This is a genomic window from Planosporangium flavigriseum, from assembly GCF_011947225.1.
In the GTDB taxonomy this organism is placed as follows: Bacteria; Actinomycetota; Actinomycetes; order Mycobacteriales; family Micromonosporaceae; genus Planosporangium; species Planosporangium flavigriseum.
The window spans coordinates 18,563-40,560 of record NZ_JAATVW010000009.1 but is presented as its reverse complement, the minus strand read 5'-3'; the positions used below and the strand labels follow the sequence as shown (position 1 = coordinate 40,560).

Sequence of the window (21,998 nt, the reverse complement as noted above, 5' to 3'; positions counted from 1 at the left end):
GGCCCGACCAAGGCAGCTACCTCTCGTGACGAATACCGTGACCCTGTCATTCTCGGATCGAGGCGACTTCGGCGTCTCAGTCCGCCGTACGCGCTGGATTCACCCTAGCCGATGCGCGGCTTGATGCGGTCGATCGCGACGGCCCCGATCAGCACCGCGCCCAGTACGAGCTGCTGCACGTAGCTCGAGATGAGCAGCAGGTTCATGCCGTTGCTGAGCACCCCGAGAAAGATGACGCCCAGGACGACGAACGCGAGCCGGCCCTCTCCGCCGAAGAGCGACGTGCCTCCGAGGACGGCGGCCGCGACGGAGAGCAGGACGAACGAGCCGCCGATGGTCGCCTCGCCCGAAGCCACGCGCGCCGTGAGCAGGACTCCGGCGAGTGAGCTGAGGAGGGAACAGATCACGAACGCGCCCACGAGCTGCAGCTTCACCCGTACCCCGGCCAGCAGCGCCGCCACCTCGTTGCCGCCGATCGCATAGATGTTTCTGCCGAACGTGGTCCAGGAGAGCACGACATACATCACCACGATGGCGCCCGCGCCGATGAACAGCGGGACCGGTACGCCGAACCACTGCCCGGTACCGAACATCGACGTGAACTCGCTCGGCACGCCGGTGACCGGCGCCCCGTGGGACATGATGAGCGCGATGCCGGTGGCGATCGACGCCGAACCCATCGTCACTATGAAGGACGGCACGCGGAGGAACGCCACGACGATGCCGTTGACGAGACCCACGACCAGGCCGACGCACAGGCCGGCCGCCATCCCGGCCATGATGGTGCCCGCCGTCGGCTGATCCGCGTTCGACATCGTCGACGCGGTCACGACGCTCGTCAGCGCGATGGTCGCGCCGACGGACAGGTCAAGCTGGGCGCAGAGCAGCACGATCATCTGCCCCAGCGTCACCAGTAGCAGGTAGACCGCTTGCCGGCCGACGTTCGACACGTTGGGACCGGAGAAGAAACTGGTCTCCCGGACGGCGAAGAAGACGACCATCGCGGCCAGCAGGATGGGCAGCAGGCCGATCTGCAGGAAGAGGTCACTCATACGGTGCCGTAGCGACACCTCGCCGGGGACGCGGACTGCTGTCGCTTCGTCAATTGCTGTCACGACCGCTCCTGAAGGGTATCGGGCGCAGCCGCCGGGTCTGCCGGCGGACCGAAGAAGCGCGCGAGAACGTTGGATTCCGTGACGGCGTCGCCGGTCAGTTCACCGGCTATCCGACCTTCGTGCATGACGTAGACGCGATGGCACAGGCCCAGCACCTCGGGCAGGTCCGACGAGATGACGACGACGGCCCGACCGCTCTCGCACAACTGCTGGAGCACCTGGTACACGTCCGCCTTCGCCCCCACGTCGATGCCGACGGTGGGCTCATCGAAGATGTGGACGGCCGCCTCTCGGATCAGGCCGCGCGCCAGCAGTACCTTCTGCTGGTTGCCGCCGGAGAAGAACTGCATGAGGCGGCCCGGATGTCCCGGTCTGATGTCCAAACGGGACACCGACTTGCGCGTCAGGTCCCGCTCGTACCGACGGCGGATGAAGCCGCCCCTCTGGGCGCCCGCCTTGCGGAGGCTGCCCAGGGTGAGGTTCTCCAGCATCGAACGGCACAGCGCGAGGCCCTCGCCCCGCCGATCGGGCGGGTAGTACACGACGCCGTGCCGCAGCGAGCGCACCGGACTCGGCGAACGCAACACCTTGCCGTCGACCGTGATTGTTCCGGCGGATACCGCGCTCAGGCCGAAGCAGGCCCGCCCGACGGTCGACTTGCCGGAACCCAACAGCCCGGCGAGCCCGACTATCTCTCCCGCCCGGGCCTCGATGGACACGTCGTGGAGACCGGGGCCGCTGACGTTGCTCATCGCCAGGCGTACCGGTCCCGGCTCCGGCGGGATTCCGGGGTACAGGGCGTCGACCTGACGGCCCGTCATCATCTGCACCAGGCGTTCCTCGTCCGCCTCCGCCGCCGTCAACGTCGCGACGAGGCGCCCGTCGCGCAGTACGGTCACGCGATCAGAGAGATCCCGCACCTCCCGCATGCGGTGGGTGATGTAGATGATGCCGATCCCGGAGCCCGCCAGGGTGCGGATCACGTCGAGCAGGCGGTCGCTCTCGCGGTCTCCCAGGGAGGCGGTCGGCTCGTCGAAGATGAGGATCCGGGCGTCGTCGATCAGCGCCTTGGCGATCTCGACCAACTGCTGTGCGGAGCGCGGAAGGGATCCGACGCGCGCCTTCAACGGAAGCGTCACCCCGATGCGGCGCAGCGCCTCGCCCGCTCGGCGGCGCATCGCGCGGCGCGACACGAGACCGGCGTGTGCCGGGATCCGGCCGAGGAACAGGTTCTCCTCGACCGTGAGCGTCGGTACGAGACTGAGTTCCTGGAAGACCGTGCTCACTCCGGCGGACCGCGCCTCGCGGGGCGAGTTGTGGCGCACTTCCCGTCCGGAAATGAACACCCGCCCGCTCGTGTGCCGGTACACGCCGGCCACGACCTTGATGAGCGTCGACTTCCCGGCGCCGTTCTCCCCGAGGAGCACATGGACCTCGCCGGCCCGGAGGTCCAGGGACACGTCGTCGAGAGCGAGCACTCCGGGAAAGCGTTTGGACACCGATTCGAGGCCCAGGACGACCTCGCGGTCCGCACTGTCACCGCCGGGCTCTTCAGCGGGTACGGCGTCGACGATGCCGCTCGCCGTCATGACCCGACCTTTTCTCGAGCGTGCACCTGCTGCCCCGCGACGTACACGGCGTCGACGAGGACGTCGCGGATCTCTTCGCTGGGGACCGTACGCGGGTCCCGGTCCAGCACGACGACGTCCCCCAGCTTGCCGGGTTCGAGCGACCCCAACCGGTCCTCCTGGCCGAGCGCCCGGGCGGCTTCGATGGTGTGCAGGCGCAACGCCTCGGAGACGGTGAGGCGCTCGGAGATCTCGATGGTCCGCCCGAAGAAGCTCTTCCGCTCCACGCAGCACCAGATCGAGAACAGCGGGTTCGACAGCTCGTCCTCCGCACCGATCGCAACGTCCGAGCTGGCCGCGGGCACGATGCCCTCCTCCAGCAGCGTCCGCAGCGGCATCCGCCCCTTGGTGCCGCCACCCCCGAGCACGACGGGGAGGAAGTCGCCGATGAAGTTGTAGAGGAACTCCGGCTGGAGCGACGGCAGGATGTTGGCCTGCCGCCAACTGCTGAGACGGGACCGGTCGGACACGAAGTTACCAGCGTGCTCGATGCGGATGAGCGGGCCGTCGTAGTCGACGCCGGCCGACAGCACCGCGGAGACGACCTCGTCCTGGGCGCGTTCACCGTTGGCGTGCACGGCGAGCTGCACGCCGTGCTCTCTGGTGAGCCGCACCGCCTGGACCAGCCGCGGATGCGTCAGGTTCAGCCGGCCCATCGACCCCGGGCGCAGCGAATGCTCGTCGACGTACGGCGTCTTCGCCGCCGCGTTGCGCGCCGAGTAGCCGCCGTCGGAGAACATCTTGACTCCGCGCGCGCTGAGCCAGTCGCTTCCGGCGGCACTGCGGTAGTCGGCGGCCCACCCGGCCGCCTGTTCGATCGGCAGCATGCTCGGCGCCATGGGGTACAGCGCGCCGCGGGCGGGGATCTGCCCGTTCGAGATGAGGGCATCGAGGTGCTCGACGCTGGATTGCGAGTCGACCATCTCGCCGAACGTGGTCACCCCGTAGGTGGTGAACCAGTCGAAGTAGGTCGACGCCAGTTCCTTGCGCAGCGACTCCGGGTCGAGCGCGGGCAGCGGCAGCGAGTTGTTGATTTCGGCCACCAGTCCGGTGGGGCGACCGGACCGGTCCACCTCCACGACCGGACTCCCCCACAGCCCCGGGGCCCCGTGCAGGAACCGCTCCACCTTCGCCAGTTCGAGCGCGCGGGTGTTGAGCACGGACACGTGCCCGCCGCAGTGCAGCACGATGGGGACGGTCCGGCTCACGCTGTCGAGCTCCGCACCGGTCGGCAGCCGCCGGTCGGCGAGCTTCAGGTCGAAGAACAGGTTTCCGTACCCGATGAGCCAGCCGCCGTTCGCCTCAGCGGTCGGGAGCGCCTCGAACAGCCGCTCCAGCACGTCCGCGATGGAGCGGCAGCCCGGGACCCGGCAGTCGACTCCGCGCGCGCGGCCGGTCGCCAGGTGCTCGAGATGGATGTGGGGGTCGACGAAGCCCGGGAGCACGACGCGGTCGCCGAAGTCGTGGATCGGAATGCCCCGGTGCTCGGCCTGGGTCAGAATGCCGCGGTCGCCGACGGCCTCCACCGTGCCGTCCGTGATGAGGACGGCTTCGGCGTCGGTGGCGCCGGCCATGGAGATGACGCGCCCCGCGATGGCGACGGTCCCCTGTTCCCTTCTCATAACCATCCCTCTTCGGAGGTTGCGGGGGCGACCGTACGGCCGCCCCCTACTGACAGGGCGTGTGGTTACGGGCTCACCTTGAACACGGGGCTGTAACCCTTGGGAGCGAAGCTGGTCTTCTCGTCGAAGGTGCTCAGGTTGTTGTCCTTGCCCGCGGCGGGGCCGCAGACGAGCAGCGGCCGCGGCGCGTAGCGCTCGTACTTGTCGTCGAGGGGCTTCTTCTCGAGCCTGCGCACGGCCTGGTCCACGGCCATGCTGTAGGTGATCACCGGCTGCTCGGTGGGCGCGCAGGACGCGGCCCCGGACTTGATGAGATCCAGCGTGGTGGGGATGAGGTAGGTGGCGACGAGCTTCACCTGCTGCTCCCTGCCGCGCTCCACCAGCACGGTACGGGCGACGTCGATGGTGACCGCCGTACCCGCGATGACGTCGACGTCCTTGTGCGCCGAGAGCACGTCTTCGACGAGCTTGAGCTGGACCTCCTTCGCCGTGTCGCCATACTTCGTGTCGATGATCTGCACCGGGCTGCCCGCGATCGCGTCCTTGAAGCCCTGCGCCGAGCGCTCGGACCAGCTCACACCCGCCGGGCCGGGCAGGAGCGCGACCTTCGCCGGCTTGCCCTGCTTGGCCAGGTAGGCGCCGGCGGACTTGCCCATCTCGTAGTAGTCGAGGACGGTCCTGGTCTTGATCTTGGGGCTGGAGATGCCGTTCCCGCCGTCGATGACGACGATGCCCTTGTCGATGGCGCTCTCGATGACCGGGTTCAGGGCGTCGAAGCTCACCGCCCCGACGATGATGGCGTCGACCTTCTGGGCGGTGCAGTTCTCGACCTGCTGCGCCTGGTTCGTCACCTCGGTGTAGCCGCCGGCGTCGTGGAACTGCATGTTGACCCCGAGCCGACGGCTCTCCTGAACCGCCGCGTAGTTCTGCGCGACCCAGATCGGGTCCTTCAGGTGCGGCACCGTGATGCAGATCTTCCACGGCTTGGTCACGTCGGAGCGGGCCAGGGAGGTGTACGTGCCCTCCGTCGCCTTGCCTGCGCAGCCCTTCGGATCCACGTCCGGCGCATCGCAGTCAATCATTACCGCCGGGGCCGACCACGGCTTTCCGTCGTTTGCCGAACTACCGGACGCGGCGGGTTGGTCGGTGCCGGAGTTCCCGCAGGCGGCCACTGTCCCGAGCACCAGTACGGAAGCGGACGCGAGGAGTAATCTCCTCGGCCGAGTTCTACGTTTCATCGAAAGACCTCTCTGTCAACGCGGGGGAAAGTTGGATGAGGAGGTGAGCGTGACGTGGCGAAGTCGAAACAACCCTCGGGCGAAGCGGGCCCGAAGCCGCTACGCGGCGGTGGTCAGGTTCGGGAAGTGATCGGCCGCGAAGTTGATCCTGCGCTGGACGGTCTTCGACCGCCCGAGGCTCCAGATCAGCCCCGAACGCATCGTGAGCAGGTTGTCCGGCCAGTGCGTGCCGAGCCAGCCGTAGAAGCGGGAGTACCTCTGAATCCGGTCCACAACAGGGCGCTCGCTGGCTTCCCACGTTCGCAGCGCGTCCTCCACTTCGGACTTCATGGAGAGCGCCTGTCCGAGCGCGACGGCATTGGTCATGGCGACACAGGCGGCCTGACCCAGGTTGGGCGACATCGCGTGGGCCGCGTCCCCGATGATCGCGACCCGGCCCGCACGCCAACTGCGCGCCTCGACGTCGTAGAACTTCGCCCACCGCCCCTCCGTGTCGTCCGGAATCCGCTCGATCTGGCTCGCGTAGTGGGGGTACGTCTTCAGCCAGGTCTCCCGCCGGAACGGCTGTTGCTGCGTGCCCTCCGTGTCGCTCTCGGGGCAGCACAGGAAGATGTACGTCTCGGTCGGACTTGAGGGCACGACGCCGATCCGGCGTCCCCCGTGCCACTCCTCGATCGTGGTGCCGACGGGATCGTCGGAGTTCCGCGGAATCAGGTGCCGGCCACACCCGTCCTTGAGGTCGACCACCGCCTTGGCGAGCCCGAGCGAGTCGCGGACCTTCGAGTTGACCCCGTCCGCGCCGACCACCACGTCGGCCTTGACCGTCGTGCCGTCCTCGAGTTTGAGGGTCCCGTCCGGGGTGGCGCCCACCACGCGTGAGTTGGTGACGATCTCGACGCCCGCCGCGATGGCCGTATCGGCGAGCGTGCGGTGCAGGTTGCTGCGCACGACGGTGTAGAGCCGACCGTGGCGCAGCCACTCTCGCTGGACCACCTTGTGCCGGTGGTCGAACAGCGTCGGGCTCTCCACCCGCTCGCCGAGCTTGGCGACCTGCTCGAAAGCCCCGATGTACTCGAGAGCGCGGAGGGCGTTCTCCCACAGGAAGATGCCGGCCCCGATCTCCCGCAACTCAGGTCCGCGCTCGTGCACCCGCACGGACCAACCATCCTGCGCCAGTACTGCCGCCGTGGTGAGGCCCGCGAGCCCAGCACCGGCGATTTCCACGTGCCCTTTGCTTCCCATTGACTCTCCCGACGTATGCCGATGGCCCGAGGTATGCCGGTAGCCCGACGAATTTCGATAGCCCGACGTATGCCGATAGGCAGGACAAGGAGATGAGCAGACGTTCGCGAAGGGTGGCTCGAGCCGCTCGCCTGCCGCGAGCGACGAACGCCACCGCATTCGCCGCGACACTAGTGATCGAGCCAAGAGGCTCGGTGTGGCACTGCTTCAGAGGTTGTGACCGTACTTCAGGCCTGTCGGCGGCGCAATAGTCCGGAGCGATCACGTTGAATATCGACGGCGCACACCTTGATACAGCACCTGAGCTGGATGTTCGCTATACCGGAGAAGATCGGTAGCCGAACGGATCATGACAGCGGTACGAACGGCGGATGACGTCGGCTCAGGGGTCGGTGCCGGCCCCAATAGGCTCCGGTAGCACCACCCGCCGCCCGGAAGTCGAAGGTATGACCAACAGCGCACAGCCACCCACCCGCGTGGGCATCACCGCCACCGGGTCGTACCTCCCGGAGCGGACGCTCACCACCGCCGAACTGCAGCGCGACCTCGAGCGGGCGAGCGGGCTGCGGATGCCGGAGCGGCTCTTCGAGACGGTGAGCGGCATCGACCAGCGCCACGTGGCCGGGCCCGACGAGTACGCCTCGACCCTGGCCGCACACGCCGCGCGGCGCGCCCTCGCCGCCGCGGACGTCGACCCGCTCGACGTGGATCTGCTGCTGTTCGCCTCGGCCAGCCGGGACCTGGTGGAGCCGGCGACGGCCCACATCGTGCAGGCCGAACTCGGCTCGCGGGCGCACGCGCTGGACCTGACCAACGCGTGCAACAGCTTCCTCAACGGCATCGACACCGCACGCGCGCTCATCCTGGCCGGCCGGGCCAGGCGGGCGCTGGTCGTCACCGGCGAGACGCCGACCCGCGCCATGCGTACCCGGCTGGACTCGTTGAGCCAGGCCCGCGAGGCGTTCGCCGGGTTCACGTTCGGCGACGCCGGCGCGGCGGTGGTGGTCGAGGCGGTCGACCGGGGTGGGGTCCTCGACGTGGACACCGACACCGACTCCGCGCACTGGACCGTGGGCGGGATCCCCGGCGGTGGGTCGCGGCACCCGCGCGGGGACGAGTACACGTACTTCACCGGCGACGGTCGGGAACTGCGCGGCGTCTTCGAGAAGCTCGGCACCTCGATCCTGGACCGGGTGCGCTACCGCACCGGCCTGGACTGGGCCGACTACGCCCGGGTCCTGGTCCACCAGGTGACGCTGCCGTACCTGGACCGGTTCGTCGAGGTCACCGGCGTGCCCCGGGACCTGCTGGAGGTCACCGTCGCCGACCACGGCAACATGGCCAGCGCCACCCTCGGCGTGCAGCTCGACCGGGTGTGGCCGACCCTCGCCGCCGGTGACCGGGTGCTCTTCATCGGGCTCGGCGGCGGGATCAGCGTAATGACGATCGCGTGGGAACGCTCGTGAGCGGACCGCTGTGGGTCATCGTGCCCGCGTACAACGAGGCGCGGCGCATTCGGGCCACCCTGGACGCGCTCGCCGCCCAGTCCGATGTGGACTTCACGCTGCTCGTCGTCGACAACGCTTCGGTGGACGCGACGGCGGACGTGGTACGGGAGTTCGCCGCGACCGCGCCGATTCCGGTGACGCTGCTGACGGAGCTGGACAAGGGTGTGGGCTGCGCGGTGGACACCGGATTCCGGTACGCCATCGAGTCCGGCGCCGCACTGCTGGCCCGTACCGACGCGGACTGCCTGCCACGCCCGGAGTGGGTGGCGGCCGCCCGGGCGGCCCTGACCGGCGGCGCGGGCATGGTGTGCGGCCGGATCACCGCCCGCCGCGACGAGAACGGCCCGCTCGCCCGGGCCGGGTTCGCCGTGGCGGTCGCCGTCGCCACCGCGTTCGGCTGGCTGCGCCCGGCGCACCGCGGCGAGTACCTGGCGCCCTACCGCATGCACGCGGGCAACAACATGGCGATCACCGCCGAGCTGTACCAGCGCTGCGGTGGGATGCCCCGCCGCCCCTCCCCCACCGACCGTACGTTCCTCAACCGGGTCCGGCGCACCACGGCGTCGATCGCGCGCAGCAGGGACATGGTGGTGGAGAACTCCACCCGCCGGCTGCGGGCGTACGGGGTCGTGCGTACCGCCCGCTGGTACCTCGACCGCGGCAGCGGCGACCTGACCCCGGATCCCCGCTGATGCTCGGCGGACTGGAGACGGCGCTGCGCCGTAGTCACCCGGACCGGCCGGCGGTGCTCGGCCGCCGGGGCATCCGCCGGGGCGACCTGGCCGACCTGGCCACGATGTACGCCGGCGCGCTGCACCACCGCGGGCTCACCGCGGGCGACACCCTCGGCGTGGCGGTCCGGCCCGGCCCGCGGGCGCTCGCCATCATGCTCGCGGCGTACCGGCTGGGGCTGCGCGTGGCCGTCCTCGATCCGTCGGCCGGCCCGGACGTGCTCACCGCCCGGCTGGCGCTCGCCCAGCCCGCACTCGTGGTCGCCGACGCGGCGGCCCAAGCGGTGGCGGGCTGGGCGCAGCGGCTCGCCGGGCGGGCCGGCCTGGCGCTGCCATCGCTCGACCGGCTCGGCCCCGTCGTGACGGTGGGCCGCCGGCTGCCCGGCTGCGCGCCGGCTCTGGAGTCCCGCGCGGGCGGCGCCGCGCCCGACCGATCCGATATGGACGGTGACGCGGTCATCGTGTTCACCTCCGGCACCACCAGCCGACCCCGGGCGGTCGTGCACACCCGCGCGAGCGTGAGCGCCGGGATGGCCGCGGTCGCACGTCTGGTCGGGCCGCGCCCGGACGACGTCGTGCTGGGCGGGACCTTCTTCGTGCTCGTACCCGCGCTCGCCAGCGGAGCGACGGTGGCGCAGCCGGCCCGCTCATCCCGCAAGCTCGCCGCGCAACTGGGCCGGCTGCGGCCGCAGCACACCTACCTGACCCCGCCGCAGCTACGCGCCGCCCTCGACGCCGGTGCCCGCTTCACCGGCTCCGTCTACAGTGGCTCCGCTCCGGTCAGCGCGGCGCTTCTCGACCGCGCACGGGCGGCCGGCGCGACCGCCGCCTACGGCGTGTACGCGCTGACCGAGCTGTTCCCCGCCGCGGCTGTGGAGGCGGCGGAGAAGGCCGCCTTCGACGGCGACGGCGACCTGATCGGCGCGCCGCTGCCCGGCGTCTCCGCCTCGGTGGACGACACCGGGCAACTGCTGCTCTCCGGACCGTCCGCGGCGCACCGCTACCTCGGCGAGGAACCGCTGCGCAACGTGGCCACCGGCGACGTCGCCCACCTCGACGCGCACGGGCGGATCGTGCTCGGTGGCCGGTGCAAGGACATGATCCTGCGCCGCGCCGAGAACATCTACCCAGGCCTGTACGAGCCGGCGCTGCACGTGCCCGGCGTCAACCTGGCCCTGCTGGTGGGGGTGCCGGCCGGCGACGGCGACGAGAAGCTCGTCGCCGTGGTGGAGCCGCAGCCGGGCGCCGACGAACGCGCGCTCCGGGCCGCGCTCGCCGCGCCGCTGGCCCGGATGGGCGCGGCCCGGCCGGACGCGGTGGTGTTCGCCCCGGTGCCCGTGGCCGGCCGCTCCCGCAAGCCGGACCGGGCTGCCGCCTCGGCGCTCGCGGCACGGCTGACGGCGGCCGGGGACGGCCGTGGCTGAGCCGGTTCGACGCGCCCAGGCGCGGGCACGGACCCGGATCATGGCGGCACACCGCCGCTACACCGAGGCCTTCGGGGACGCGCTCGCCGGCTCGCTGACGTACGCGTTGCTGATCAGCTCGGCGCCATTCGTCGCGCTGGCCACGGTGGTGCTCGGCGGGCTCGGCGTGAGCAGCCGTACCGTCGCGGCGGCGCTGCACCGCGCAGCCGGCGTCGTCCTGCCGCACCACGTCACGGCCGCCGTCGACAGCATCCAGCCGGGGCCGATCGCCCTACGGCTCGTTCTCGTCGCAGCCCTGCTGTGGGGATCGCTGCGGTTGATCCGGGCGCTGCGCACCGGCGTACGGGCGATGTGCGGCCAGCCGGCCGGCAGCGGCAACCCGATCCGCGACGCCGCCCGGGACGCGCTGCTGGGCGTGGGTCTGCTCGCCGCGATGGCCGCCGCGACCGTGGTCACCGCGCTCGCCGCCGGCGGCAGCCGGTGGGGAGTCCTGCTCAGCCTTCCGGTGCTGGCCGTACTGCTGGCCACGGCGATGGTGCGCTGCTCGTGGCGCGGGGAAGGCCGCCCGCGGTGGCCAGCCGCCCTGCGCGCCGCGGCCGCCGCCGCGGTCGCCCTGCACCTGCTGACCCTCGCGGCCGGACCGTACTTCGCCGCGGCCGGGGCGCTGCACGCCACGCTGTACCGGTCGGCCGGCGCGGTGGTGGGGGTGCTGGTGTGGTGCAACATGGCCTGCCGGATCGTGCTGCGGGCGGTCGCGTGGGCCTCCACCGCCGACGCGGCGCACACGCGGACGGAGCCGGCGGCGGCGATTGGTCCACTGTGGGTGGTCGTCCCCGCGTACAACGAAGAGGCGGGCATCGGCGCGACCCTCGACGCGCTCGCCGGCCAGACCGACCTCGACTTCTCGCTCGTGGTCGTCGACAACGCCTCCACCGACGGCACCGCCGAGGTGGTCCGCCGCTTCGCCATCACCGCACCGTTCCCGGTGACCGTGCTCGCCGAGACGGAGCGCGGCCCGGGGGCCGCCGCCGACACCGGGTTCCGGTACGCGATCGCGCACGGCGCGGTCCTGCTGGCCCGTACCGACGCCGACTGCCTGCCCGCGCCCGACTGGACGGCCCGCGCGAAGGCGGTCCTGGCCGGCGGCGCGGAGCTGGCGTGCGGGCGCAGCGTCCCGCGCCGCGACGAGCAACCGAACCTCGCCGAGCGGTACCTCTTCCCGGCCGCCGTCCGGATGGCAGCCTGGTACGGCCGGTTCCGACGCGCGCACCGCTGTCCGGAGTACCGCACGCCGTACGTGCTGTGCCACGGCCACAACCTGGCCATCACCGCCGACCTGTACCTGCGCTGTGGCGGCGCCAGCGGCACCCCCCTGCACGCCGGCTCCGAGGACGTGGAGCTACTCAACCGGGCCCGCCGGCACAGCGACCGGATCGCGCGCGACGAGCGGCTCGTGGTCTACAACAGCCTGCGCCGGCTACGCGCCTGGGGACCGCGCCGGACCCTGTTGTGGTACTGGGACCGCCGCTACCGCCCCGCCGACGAGGCCGCGGTACACATCCGGGAGGCGACCACGTGACGCCGGCCCGACGACGTGACCGGGCCGTCTACACCCGTAGCCATCCGGCGCTCTTCGCGTTGCTGAGCCTCACCCGGCGGGCCGCGGCCCTCCGGATTGGACGGACCGTGCTCGTGCACGGCACCGACGCGTACCGGGAGGCGCTGACCCGGCTGCCGCTGGACCGTACGGCGACCGGCACCACCGGCGGCATCGCCCGCGAGGTCAGCGGCGGCGCCGGGGTGCTGTTCGACCAGGCCGGCGACGACCACCGCGGAGCGCGGCGCGCGCTCGCGGACGAGCTGAGCGCGCCCGGCGTGGAGCGGCTGCGGCCGCTGGGGCGGGCGGTGCTGGACCGCCGGCTGGCGGACCTCGCCACCGGCCGGCGGGTCGACGTCGTGGACGTGGCCCTCGAACTGTCCGGCACGGTCACCGCCGCGCTGCTGGGCGTCGACCTCGCAGCGCGCGACCTCACGCCGCGCGACCTCGCCGTCGCCGCCCGGGTCGCGGCCGCCGCCGGAGCCCGCGCCCACCTGCCCGGCCCGCTGGCCCCCCGCCACCGGCGGACCGCCCACACGGCCGCCACGGACCTGGTCGCGCTGGTCGGCGACGTGCGTGCCGCGATGCTCGCGGTGGCGGCGGTGAACACGATCGTCGCCGCCGTTCCCCGAGCCGTCGCCTGGTGCGCTGATGACGGTTTATGGCCGCAGGCCGCCGACCCGGCGACGCGCCCGGCGCTGGCCGACGAGCTGTTCCGGGTGCTCGCCCCGACGCCGCTGCTGCCCCGGGTCGCGGCGGCCGACGGGACCCTCGCCGGCCGGCCGGTGCGGGCGGGCGACCGGCTCATCCTGGTGGCCCGGCACGCCGCCCGCGCCCACGACCGTGACCCCGACGCCGTCGCGGCTGCGCCGGCCGCCACCGCTCAGCTGGTCTTCGGCGCGGGGCCGCACGCCTGCCCCGGCGCCCGGCTGGCCCGCGCCCAGCTCGTCGACGTCCTCGCCGCGTTCGCACCGCACCGGCCGGTCGTGCGGCGGGCCCGCGTCGATCGCCGGGCCGCGCTGCCCGGCTGGGCGAGCCTGGAGGTGACGGCGTGCGCCTCGCGGTGACCGGTGCGAGCGGCTTCTGCGGCGCCGCGGTCGCCCGGGCCGCTGCGGCAGCCGGCTTCGAGGTGGTGTGCCTGGGCCGCCGACCGGGCCCGGTCGGTCGCCACGTGCCGTGGGACGCCGCGCGGGACGCTCCCGACCTGACCGGCGTGGACGCCGTCGTGCATCTGGCCGCCGCGGTGGGTGACCCACCGCCCGGAGCCGCGACCGAGGCCACCTTCCGACGGGTCAACGTGGACGGTACGGCGCGGCTGATGGCGGCGGCCGCCGGGCGGCCGGTGGTGTACGTCAGCAGCGCGAGCGTGTACGCGCCGGGCCGGCACTCCAAGCCGCTCACCGAGGAGCACCCGGTCGGCGGCCAGCGCACCGCGTACGGCCGGACCAAGGCCGAGGGCGAGGCCCGAGCCCTGGCTGCCGGGGCGGTGTCCCTTCGGCCCCGGGCCGTCTACGGCCCCGGCGACCCGCACCTGCTGCCCCGGCTGCGCCGGGCGGTACGCGCCGGTGTGGCGCTGCTGCCCGGCCCGGACACCACGCTCAGCCTGACCGCCGTGGCGAACCTCGCCGACGCCTGCCTGGCCGCGCTGGACTGGCCGCCCGGCGCGTACAACATCGCGGACGCGACAGCCTACCGGCGCGACGACGCGGTCGGGCGGGTACTGGACGCGCTGGGTACGCCGGCCCGGCTGGTACACGTACCCGCGGGGTTGGCCTACGCCGCGGCGTCGGCGGCCCGGCTCGCCGGCCGGGTGCGACGGACGCCGCCGGCCCTGACCCGGTACGCGGTCGACCAGCTCGCCCACGGCATGGTCCTCGACACCGGCCGGGCCACCGCCCTCGGCTGGCGGCCCCGGCACGACCTCGACGGGTTCACGGCGTGGCTCCGCGCAGGTCGTACGTGAGTTCCAGAGCCGCTCGCACCGGATCGTTCGACCAGCGGCTGGCGAACGCGTCGCGCAGGGCCCAGCCCATGCGCCGCAGCGCGCGTTGGCGCTCCAGGTGGGCGGGGAGGCCCTCGGGGTGCACCCCGCAGATGAGCCCGACCGCGTCGTCACCCTCGCCGACGCACAGGTCGACGCTCCACCGCCCGACCGGGTAACCGACCCGCACGGCGAGGCCGGCGGCCCGCAACTCCGCGGCCAGCCGCGCGGTCCAGTCGTTCCCGTCCGCCCCGGCGGGTTCGACCGCGGGCAGCGGCACCGATCCGTACGCGAGGTAGTCGCCGATGATGCCGCCGCCCCGGGTCAGCGAGGTGACGACGACCAGCCGCTCACGGGCGCGCGTCACCATGACGTTGAACAGGTGCGGGTCGCTGGCGAACCGTTGCCGCGCCGGGGAATCCCCGTCCACCAGGCCCAGCGACACCACGACCGTGTCGGCCTCGCTGCCCTGGAACGCGTGGACCGTACCGGTACGCAGGCGGAGCCGTTCGATGTCCTCGACGGGGAACGCCGCGAGCAACGCCGACTCGAGCGCGTCGGCCTGGTCGCGGAACGGAGTGATCACACCGATGCCGGTGGCCTTGCGCTCCGCCAGGTCTTTCACCACGGCCACGACGGCATCCACCTCGGCCCGGTTGACTCCGCCGTCCACCGCGCCGGAGTCGACGGGGACGACGTCGATGGCATCGGCGCGGTCGTTGCGCGGATGCCTGGTCATCAGCGCGATGCGGTCGCGATAGAACCTGCTCGCGGAGAACTCGATGAGGTGCGGGATCGAGCGGTAGTGCTCCTCGAGGTACGTCACCGGCGTCGCACCCACGGCCACGTCGTACGCGCTCGCCCGCCGTACGTCCAGGCGGTCGCCATACCCGTCCAGACCGTGCCGGGCGAGGGTCACCGCGACGTCCACGTCGGCGACGAACGACACGAACCGCAACTGCCGCGGGTCGCCGACCACGAGGGCCGACCTGGCGCGGGCGAGGACCGGCGCCGCGCGGATCTGGTCGATGTGCGCCGCCTCGTCGAGGATCACGAGATCGAACATCCCGGGTACGGGAGGCAGCAGGTCCTCGACGTCGGTGACGGTGCCGACCCACAGCGGCAGGGCGCGTACGAGCGCCGCGCCGTCCAGGCCGGCGAGGGCCGCCCGGCGTCGGTTGCGCCCGGCGCGCAGGGCCGTCGCGAGCGCCGTCACTGCCCGGCGCGCATCCGGTGACCAGCGGCGGGCGCTGCGAGCCCGGTTACGCATCGCGACACCGACCGCCTCGGCCAGGGCGGCATCCGCGTCGGCCAGCGCATCCCAGGACGGGCCAAGGTCGGTCCCGCCGGTCGCGGCCAGCCGGGCGGCTGCCACCGTGGCCTCCGCCGCACTGAGCGCCGCCGATACCCGGTCCAGCCTCACCTGCTCACCCGAGCCGGTGGCCCGGCGCAACCGCCGCAGCGCCGTCTTGCGCCGCCATCGCCGCCACCGGCCGTCGTCGGTGGCCGGGGTGGCCCGAAGCAACAGGTCACGGGCTGCCTCGACGTCGAATCCGGGCTCGAAACCGCGCGGCGCGTCCACCCGCAGTCCGGCCATCAGCGGCTCCCACGCCGGCACCTGCGCCGCGCGCTGCTCGACGGTGAGCGCGGCCGCGATCCCGCTCGTCATGGCCGCCACCCTTGCCTCGGCGTCCGCAACCGCCGCGCGGTCGGCGCCGGTCCGGCGGTCGTCGACCCCGGCAGCCGCGCCCTGCGCCAACTCCGCCGCGATCGCCTCGCGCCGCTCGGCGTCGCCGAACAGGACGGGTACCGCTCCCGGGTAACGGCGCAGCAGGTCACCAAGGACCTCGGCGGCGTGCCGGGACTGGGTGGCCACCAGCACCGATCCGCCTCGGTCGACGGTGTCGAGCGCCGCGGCCACCACCGCGTGGCTCTTTCCGTTACCGGGCGGTCCGGACACCGCGACCACGGGCTCGTGCCGTACTCGGCGCACCACCTCCCGCTGCGGCCGGCTCAGCGGCAGCGGCGAGAGCACGGTCTCCTCCGGGTCCGGCCGGTCAACTCCAGCTGACTCGCCGTACACCCGGGCGAGCGCCGTCTCCTCCAGGCCGTCCCGGCCGGCCCACGTCAGCAGGGTGTCCCGGAGCCCGGTCGAGGAGACGTCGCGCACGACGAACAGCGCCGCGACGGCGTAGCCGACCAGCTCTTCGTCGGAAATCCGGGGCATCGCCCCGTCGACCGCTGCGACCCGCTCGGGCGCCACCCCCGCCGCCGCGGCGGCGGTGTGTATCCAGTCGGCCGCCCCGGCCGCCCGCAGCCACTCCGGGCCGCCCAGCCCCGGCGCCGTTTCCAGCGCCGCGGCCGCCTCGCGGTCGGTGACGAGCGAGGTCAGTTCCAGGTCCCCGGCCGGCACGACGCGGTACCCGCGCAGGCCGCGTTCGAGCCGGACCGGCTCGGCGAGCAGCGGCAGGCGTACCTTGCGCCGGACGCCGTCGACCTCCGCACCGCCGACCACCCACGCCCAGCCCCGGCGCAGGATCCGCTCGTCGCGGTGCAGCTCGTCGAGGGCCGCCAGCCGGTCCACCGTACGGTTGCGCGGTGCACGCGCCGGGTCGCGTAGCCACAGGATCGGCTGGCCGCCCTTTGACACGTCGAGCACGCGCTCCCCGCCGGCCGGGGCCAAGTCGGCGAGCGCGGCCAAGATCCGGCGCGGGTGCATGACGCCTGATTCTGCCGGATTCGGGTAGTGGCTCCGGCATGGCCCAGCAGGAGCAGCCCCGCCGTGTCGACACCGCCGCCCTCAAGCAGCGCATCGGCCGGGTGGGCGTGTGGAGCTTCGCGCTGAGCGACGAGTCGGCGTCCTTCGAGCGGTCGGCCGCCGCAGAGTTGGAGGACCTCGGCTACGGGGCGGTGTGGCTGGGTGAGGCGCCGTGGACCAAGGAGGCGCTGACCCACTCGGCCATCCTCCTTTCGGGGTCGCGCCGGCTGGTGGTCGCGACCGGTATCGCCAACATCTGGGCCCGCGACGCCACCGCCGCCGCGAACGGAGCGAACACTCTGGCGGAGGCGTCCGGCGGCCGGTTCCTGCTGGGCCTGGGGGTGAGTCACCGGCCTCTCGTGCAGCCGCGAGGTGAGGAGTACGGCGGCCCGCTGTCGAGGATGCGCGCCTACCTGGACGCGATGGACCGGGTTGAGTACCACGCGCCGCTACCGGAAGCGCCACCGAGGATGCTCGCGGCCCTGCGCGGCCGGATGCTGGAGCTGTCCGCGGAGCGCACCCACGGCGCCCACTCCTACTTCGTGCCGCCCGAGCACACCGCACGCGCCCGCGCAGTCCTCGGGCCCGATCCGGTACTCGCCCCCGAGCAGGCGCTCGTCCTCGACGTCGACGCCGCGCGGGCACGCCGGGCCGCCCGTGCGTACATGGCGTTCTACCTCGCCCTGCCGAACTATCTGAACAATCTGCGGGAGCTGGGCTGGAGCGACGAGGACTTCGCGGACGGCGGCAGCGACGCCCTCGTCGACGCGATCGTCGTGTGGGGCACTCCGGAGACGATCGCCGAACGGGTCCGGGCCCACCACGATGCCGGCGCGGACCACGTATGCGTCCAGCCCGTCACGGACACCGCCGGCGAGCAGCTGGAACACCTACGGATACTGGCCCCCGCACTGACCGGACAGTGACCGGACAGTGACCGCAAAGTGACCGGACAGCGCCCGCCCACCGCGCCCAGGTGCGGGTATTGACCGCAATTCAAGAAACGTTATTGAATGTCGCAGTGGTGAGATGTTCCAGGTAAGCGGCCTCGGCACGGACCACCAGCGCGGTCCCAACGATCGGTTTTGCTTATGGCTCAGCCATGAGTGCCGATAGGACGACGTGGGCCCAGTGGACTACCGGGTGACCGAGCGCCGCCGCAGGATGCTGCTCGGCGCCGTGCTCTACATCGTCTCGCACGGGGTCGCGTTCACCTACTGCCTCATCACGATGCACGAGCCGAACCGCGGCTTCATGCTCGTCGGCTACGGCAGCGCGATGGCGGCTGGCGCGATCGGCGCGTGGGCAGCGAAGACGGTGACCACGAAGGCGTCGGTGTACCGCATCTCGTTTGCGATCTTCCTGGTCTCGCTCGCCGTGGCCGGCATCGGCGCGTACTGGGACGGCGGCGCGGATTCACCAGCCGCCCTGGGGTTCGTGACCACCTCCGTGTTCCTCGCCATCTACACTCCGCACCTCCGCGCGATGATCGGGCTCGAGGCGCTCAGCCTCGGGGCGTTTCTTGTCGTCGGCATGGCCGGACCACCGCCGCGCCCCGGCCATCTGTTCATCTACGTCGCGGGAATGCTGGTCCTGATCTCGGTGTGCGGCACCCAGGCGCGGCTGGTGGCGCGGCAACGCGCCCAACTGCGCGCTCTCGCCGAGCTGGACCCGCTCACCGGGGCGCTCAACCGGCGCGGCCTGGCCGATCTCGCCACCCGACTGTTCCGGAACGGCGGCGGCCCTGGCCCCTCCGTGGTCTGCCTGGACGTCGACCGATTCAAGCAGGTCAACGACAGCCTCGGCCATGCCGCCGGCGACGAGCTGCTGCGACGGACGGTGTCGATGGCTCGCGAGGTACTGCGCTCCGGGGACGCGATCGCGCGTACGGGCGGTGACGAGTTCGTCGTCGTTCTGGTCGACGCCGACGAGGCCACCGCCCGGTCGGTCGCGGGCAGAATCGGCGCGGCGGTCCGCGAACCCACCGGCGTCAGCGTCGGCTGGGCCACCGCCCCGCGCGACGGCGCTACGCTCGAAGCCCTGATCCAGGTCGCTGACCGGCGCCTTTACCGCGCGAAGCAGGCACTCCACCGCGCCGTGGACCCGCCGGTACGACGCGGCCAGGGCCTGGTGCCCACCGGCTCCGACCCCTTCGGCGCACCGTAGCCGGGGGGCGAGGCCGGATCCACACACTCCCCGCCGATGGACGGACAGCAATGCCAACTTCAATGAATCGCTTTCGTATTCTTTATGAGGTGCCCTTTACGCGGTATCGCCGGCCCGGAAAAGCGGGCGTCAACAGCTCAAAATATTCGCAGGAGCTTGTCGGAATACCTCACAGCCTCGATATTCCGACCGATCTGGCAGGTCGTAATCCATGTGCAACGCGGCTCGGAGAAGTGAGTGCAAACCCTTTCAGGTAGGACGATCCTGCTGCCCGCCGCAGCGCCTGGCTCTTCGCGCCCCGGTGCTACCGGCCGGACTGACGTGATCGGAGGTTGACGCGTGAACGCCTCCCTGCCGCCCCACTTCCACGAGCGCGCGCTGGCTGCCGGCCAGGCGATGATCGCCACCGATCTCGCCGGCCGGGTGCTGTACTGGAACGCCGCCGCCGAAAAGCTGTACGGGTACGAGTCGTCGCAGGCCGTCGGCCGGGTCCTGGCTGACCTCATCGCCCCCGCCGACCACCGCGACGTGACGCAGGTCCGGCACTTCGCCGTCATCGTCGAGAACTCCGACGACGCCATCGTCGAAACCGATCCGGACGGCGTCATCCGCGCGGTCAACCCCGCGGCCAGGGACGTCTTCGGGTACGAGCCCGGCGAGTTGATCGGCCGGCACGTCGACCTCCTGGTCCCGGCGGAGGAGAGCGCGCTACTCGGCGCGGTCCGGGCTGCCGTCCTGGCCGGCGAGTCACCCGAGGTCTTCGTCACCAAGGCCGTCCACAAGGACGGCTCGCTGGTGAACGTGGCGGTGCGCCTGTCGCCGGTGTTCGAGGCCGGCGCGGTCGTCGGGGTGAGCGGGCTGTCGCGTGACCTCACCGCGGATATCCGCGCAAAGGCCGACCTCGCCGCGAGCGACCGGAAGTTCCGGGACCACTTCGAACGGGTGGGCGCCCCGCAGACGGAAGTTTCCCTGTCCGGGTACGTGACAAGCGTCAACGACGCGGTGTGCGCGCTGCTCGGCCGGCCGCGGCACGAGGTCGAGGGGGCGCCGTTGTGCGCCTTCTACCACCCGAGCGACCAAGGGGCGGGTAACGAGCGCCTCGCGGCCCTGCTCCGCGGTGACGCCGACGCCGGTTCCTGGGAGCGGATCCTCGCCGCCGGGGACGGTTCTGCCGTCCCGGTGCTGGTCCAGGCCGCCGTGGTCAAGGACGCGGACGGCACGCCGTACGGGATCGCGGCCTTCCTGCACGACCTGCGCGAGTTGCGCGCCGCCGAACAGGCCCTCCGGGTGTCGGAGGCGCGGTACCGGGCGATCGCGGAGACCGCGCAGGAGGGCATCTGGACCATGGACCGGTCCGGTCGCACCCTGTACGCCAACGACAAGCTGGCCGCCATCCTCGGCGTCCCCATCGACGAGATCTACCGGCGGCCGGTCACGGAGCTGGTCGGCGCGGCGAACGTCGCCCCCGTCATCGCCAATCTGAACAGCCGGACCGAGCGGGGCACCGAGGAGTACGAACTGTCGTACCCGCACCCCGACGGCGGGACCCGCGTGCTGCGCATCAGCGCCAGCCCGCTGCGCGACGACACCGGCCAGTCCGGATCGCTCGCGATGATCGCCGACGTGACCAGCGCCCGCCGGGCCGAGCGCGAACTGCAGCAACGAGCGCTGCGCGACGAACTGACCGGCCTGGCCAACCGCGCGCTGCTGAACGACCGGCTCGAACGCGCGATCTCCCGCGGCGCCCGGGTCAGCAGTCCGGTCACCGTCATCATGGTCGACCTCGACCAGTTCAAGCTCATCAACGACACCTGGGGCCACGAAGCCGGCGATCAGCTACTCGTACACGTCGGGCAGCGACTGATCTCGGCGGTACGGCCGGAGGACACCGTCGCCCGGTTCGGCGGCGACGGGTTCGTCATCGTCTGCGAGGACACCGACGAGGAGCGTGCCCACGAGGTCGCCGACCGGATCATGGCCGGATTCTCGGAGCCGTTCGACCTGGACGGTCAGCGGCTGCACGCCCGGATCTCGGTCGGCATCGCGATCTGCCCGCCGCACTCGGCACCCGATCTCGTACGCTTCGCCGAGGCGGCCATGTACGACGCCAAGGCCCGCGGCCGCAACCGGGTCCAGGTCTTCAACGCCGCGCTCGCCGAGGAGTCGGCCGACCGCCTGTCGCTCAGCAATGACCTGCGCGACGCCCTGGCCCGCGACGAACTGGTCCTGTACTACCAGCCGGTGGTGAACCTGCGCACGGGCGAAGTGCTCGGGGCGGAGGCGCTCGCGCGCTGGCACCACCCCACCCGCGGGCCGGTCTCCCCCGCCAAGTTCGTGGCCGTGGCCGAGGCGACCGGCCTCGCACCGGCCCTGGACCGGTGGGCGCTCGACCGGGTCCGCCGCGACGCCGCCACACTGCGGCGCGCCCTGCCCAGCCTGCACATCAACGTGAACATCTCCGCCACCCATCTCTCCGACCCGAGTCTGGAAGAGACGGTGCTGTCGGTGTTCCGCACCGGCGACCTGTCGGTCGACGAGCTCATGCTGGAGGTCACCGAGAGCGCCATGATGGCCAACCTCGAGCAGGCGCGGGCGGTCCTCGAACGGCTCAAGGCGCATGGGATCCAGTCGGCCATCGACGACTTCGGCACCGGCTACAGTTCGCTGGGCTACCTCAGCCGGCTGCCGGCCAGCAAGCTCAAGATCGACCGCAGCTTCATCGAGCACATCACCGAGGACGCCGACGCCCTGGCGATCACGTCCTCCGTGGTCCGGTTGGCCAGTCGGCTGCGCATGATCACGGTCGCGGAGGGTGTGGAGACGCCCGAACAGCTCGCCGTCCTGCGCGACCTCGGCTGCACCGGGGCGCAGGGTTACCTGTTCAGCCCGGCCGTCGCGCCGGCCAGGCTCGCCGACGTGGTCAAGCGCCTGACCGGGACTGACCGCAGCACCGACGTCGCCAGCTGAGCGCCGGCACCACGCGCCACA

General features: G+C 72.2%; 15 protein-coding genes. 9 read left to right on the top strand and 6 right to left on the bottom strand.

The window, feature by feature from the left end; all coding sequences use genetic code 11:
- Positions 1-104: 104 nt before the first annotated feature.
- The 5 genes from HC028_RS14460 to HC028_RS14440 all read right to left on the bottom strand — a co-directional run bounded on the left by HC028_RS14460 (position 105) and on the right by HC028_RS14440 (position 6,845).
- Entirely contained in the window at positions 105-1,115 is a 1,011-nt protein-coding gene (locus HC028_RS14460) for an ABC transporter permease (RefSeq protein WP_203981278.1), read from the bottom strand.
- A complete protein-coding gene (locus HC028_RS14455; protein WP_168077535.1) occupies positions 1,112-2,704 on the bottom strand; it encodes a sugar ABC transporter ATP-binding protein in 1,593 nt (530 codons plus the stop codon). Before HC028_RS14455 ends, HC028_RS14460 begins: the two co-directional genes overlap by 4 nt.
- Positions 2,701-4,365, bottom strand: a complete 1,665-nt coding sequence (locus tag HC028_RS14450; protein ID WP_168077533.1) for an amidohydrolase — start codon at positions 4,363-4,365, stop codon at positions 2,701-2,703. The genes HC028_RS14455 and HC028_RS14450 overlap by 4 nt, the downstream gene beginning before the upstream one ends.
- A gap of 65 nt (positions 4,366-4,430) precedes the next feature.
- Positions 4,431-5,603, bottom strand: a complete 1,173-nt coding sequence (gene torT, locus HC028_RS14445) for a TMAO reductase system periplasmic protein TorT (RefSeq protein ID WP_168077531.1) — start codon at positions 5,601-5,603, stop codon at positions 4,431-4,433.
- A gap of 99 nt (positions 5,604-5,702) precedes the next feature.
- Positions 5,703-6,845, bottom strand: coding sequence for an FAD-dependent oxidoreductase (locus HC028_RS14440; RefSeq protein WP_168077529.1), 1,143 nt, complete (start codon positions 6,843-6,845; stop codon positions 5,703-5,705).
- A 446-nt stretch (positions 6,846-7,291) separates the two neighbouring features.
- Here HC028_RS14440 and HC028_RS14435 point away from each other — a divergent pair, with 446 nt between their 5' ends.
- Genes HC028_RS14435 through HC028_RS14410 form a run of 6 tightly spaced genes read left to right on the top strand, consistent with a single transcriptional unit; the run spans position 7,292 to position 14,068 of the window.
- Positions 7,292-8,311, top strand: a complete 1,020-nt coding sequence (locus tag HC028_RS14435; RefSeq protein WP_168077527.1) for a 3-oxoacyl-ACP synthase III family protein — start codon at positions 7,292-7,294, stop codon at positions 8,309-8,311.
- Positions 8,308-9,045, top strand: a complete 738-nt coding sequence (locus HC028_RS14430) for a glycosyltransferase family 2 protein (RefSeq protein ID WP_203981277.1) — start codon at positions 8,308-8,310, stop codon at positions 9,043-9,045. The genes HC028_RS14435 and HC028_RS14430 overlap by 4 nt, the downstream gene beginning before the upstream one ends.
- Positions 9,045-10,508, top strand: a complete 1,464-nt coding sequence (locus tag HC028_RS14425; protein WP_168077525.1) for a class I adenylate-forming enzyme family protein — start codon at positions 9,045-9,047, stop codon at positions 10,506-10,508. The genes HC028_RS14430 and HC028_RS14425 overlap by 1 nt, the downstream gene beginning before the upstream one ends.
- On the top strand, positions 10,501-12,087 hold the full coding sequence (locus tag HC028_RS27585; RefSeq protein WP_239075422.1) for a glycosyltransferase family 2 protein: 1,587 nt from the start codon (positions 10,501-10,503) through the stop codon (positions 12,085-12,087). Before HC028_RS14425 ends, HC028_RS27585 begins: the two co-directional genes overlap by 8 nt.
- Positions 12,084-13,172, top strand: a complete 1,089-nt coding sequence (locus HC028_RS14415) for a cytochrome P450 (protein ID WP_168077523.1) — start codon at positions 12,084-12,086, stop codon at positions 13,170-13,172. The genes HC028_RS27585 and HC028_RS14415 overlap by 4 nt, the downstream gene beginning before the upstream one ends.
- Positions 13,157-14,068, top strand: coding sequence for an NAD-dependent epimerase/dehydratase family protein (locus tag HC028_RS14410; protein ID WP_168077521.1), 912 nt, complete (start codon positions 13,157-13,159; stop codon positions 14,066-14,068). The genes HC028_RS14415 and HC028_RS14410 overlap by 16 nt, the downstream gene beginning before the upstream one ends.
- Here HC028_RS14410 and HC028_RS14405 read toward each other — a convergent pair.
- A complete protein-coding gene (locus HC028_RS14405; protein WP_168077519.1) occupies positions 14,037-16,805 on the bottom strand; it encodes a DEAD/DEAH box helicase in 2,769 nt (922 codons plus the stop codon). The two genes, HC028_RS14410 and HC028_RS14405, sit on opposite strands and share 32 nt — an antisense overlap.
- Before the next feature lie 38 nt (positions 16,806-16,843).
- Between HC028_RS14405 and HC028_RS14400 the strand changes: the two genes are divergently transcribed.
- The 3 genes from HC028_RS14400 (at position 16,844) to HC028_RS14390 (ending at position 21,977) form a co-directional block, all read left to right on the top strand.
- On the top strand, positions 16,844-17,770 hold the full coding sequence (locus HC028_RS14400) for a TIGR03620 family F420-dependent LLM class oxidoreductase (protein WP_168077517.1): 927 nt from the start codon (positions 16,844-16,846) through the stop codon (positions 17,768-17,770).
- A 205-nt stretch (positions 17,771-17,975) separates the two neighbouring features.
- Positions 17,976-19,010 carry a GGDEF domain-containing protein gene (locus tag HC028_RS28470; RefSeq protein WP_168077515.1) on the top strand — a complete coding sequence of 345 codons (1,035 nt, stop codon included), beginning with the start codon at positions 17,976-17,978 and terminating at the stop codon, positions 19,008-19,010.
- A 339-nt stretch (positions 19,011-19,349) separates the two neighbouring features.
- Positions 19,350-21,977, top strand: coding sequence for an EAL domain-containing protein (locus HC028_RS14390; RefSeq protein ID WP_168077513.1), 2,628 nt, complete (start codon positions 19,350-19,352; stop codon positions 21,975-21,977).
- Positions 21,978-21,998 lie beyond the last annotated feature (21 nt).

Excerpts from the sequence above, each read along its gene's own strand:
- HC028_RS14455 (WP_168077535.1), bottom strand. The coding sequence starts at position 2,704 with ATGACGGCGAGCGGCATCGTCGACGCCGTACCCGCTGAAGAGCCCGGC.
- HC028_RS14450 (WP_168077533.1), bottom strand. The coding sequence starts at position 4,365 with ATGAGAAGGGAACAGGGGACCGTCGCCATCGCGGGGCGCGTCATCTCC.
- torT (WP_168077531.1), bottom strand. The coding sequence starts at position 5,603 with ATGAAACGTAGAACTCGGCCGAGGAGATTACTCCTCGCGTCCGCTTCC.
- HC028_RS14440 (WP_168077529.1), bottom strand. The coding sequence starts at position 6,845 with ATGGGAAGCAAAGGGCACGTGGAAATCGCCGGTGCTGGGCTCGCGGGC.
- HC028_RS14435 (WP_168077527.1), top strand. The coding sequence starts at position 7,292 with ATGACCAACAGCGCACAGCCACCCACCCGCGTGGGCATCACCGCCACC.
- HC028_RS14425 (WP_168077525.1), top strand. The coding sequence starts at position 9,045 with ATGCTCGGCGGACTGGAGACGGCGCTGCGCCGTAGTCACCCGGACCGG.
- HC028_RS14405 (WP_168077519.1), bottom strand. The coding sequence starts at position 16,805 with ATGCACCCGCGCCGGATCTTGGCCGCGCTCGCCGACTTGGCCCCGGCC.
- HC028_RS14400 (WP_168077517.1), top strand. The coding sequence starts at position 16,844 with ATGGCCCAGCAGGAGCAGCCCCGCCGTGTCGACACCGCCGCCCTCAAG.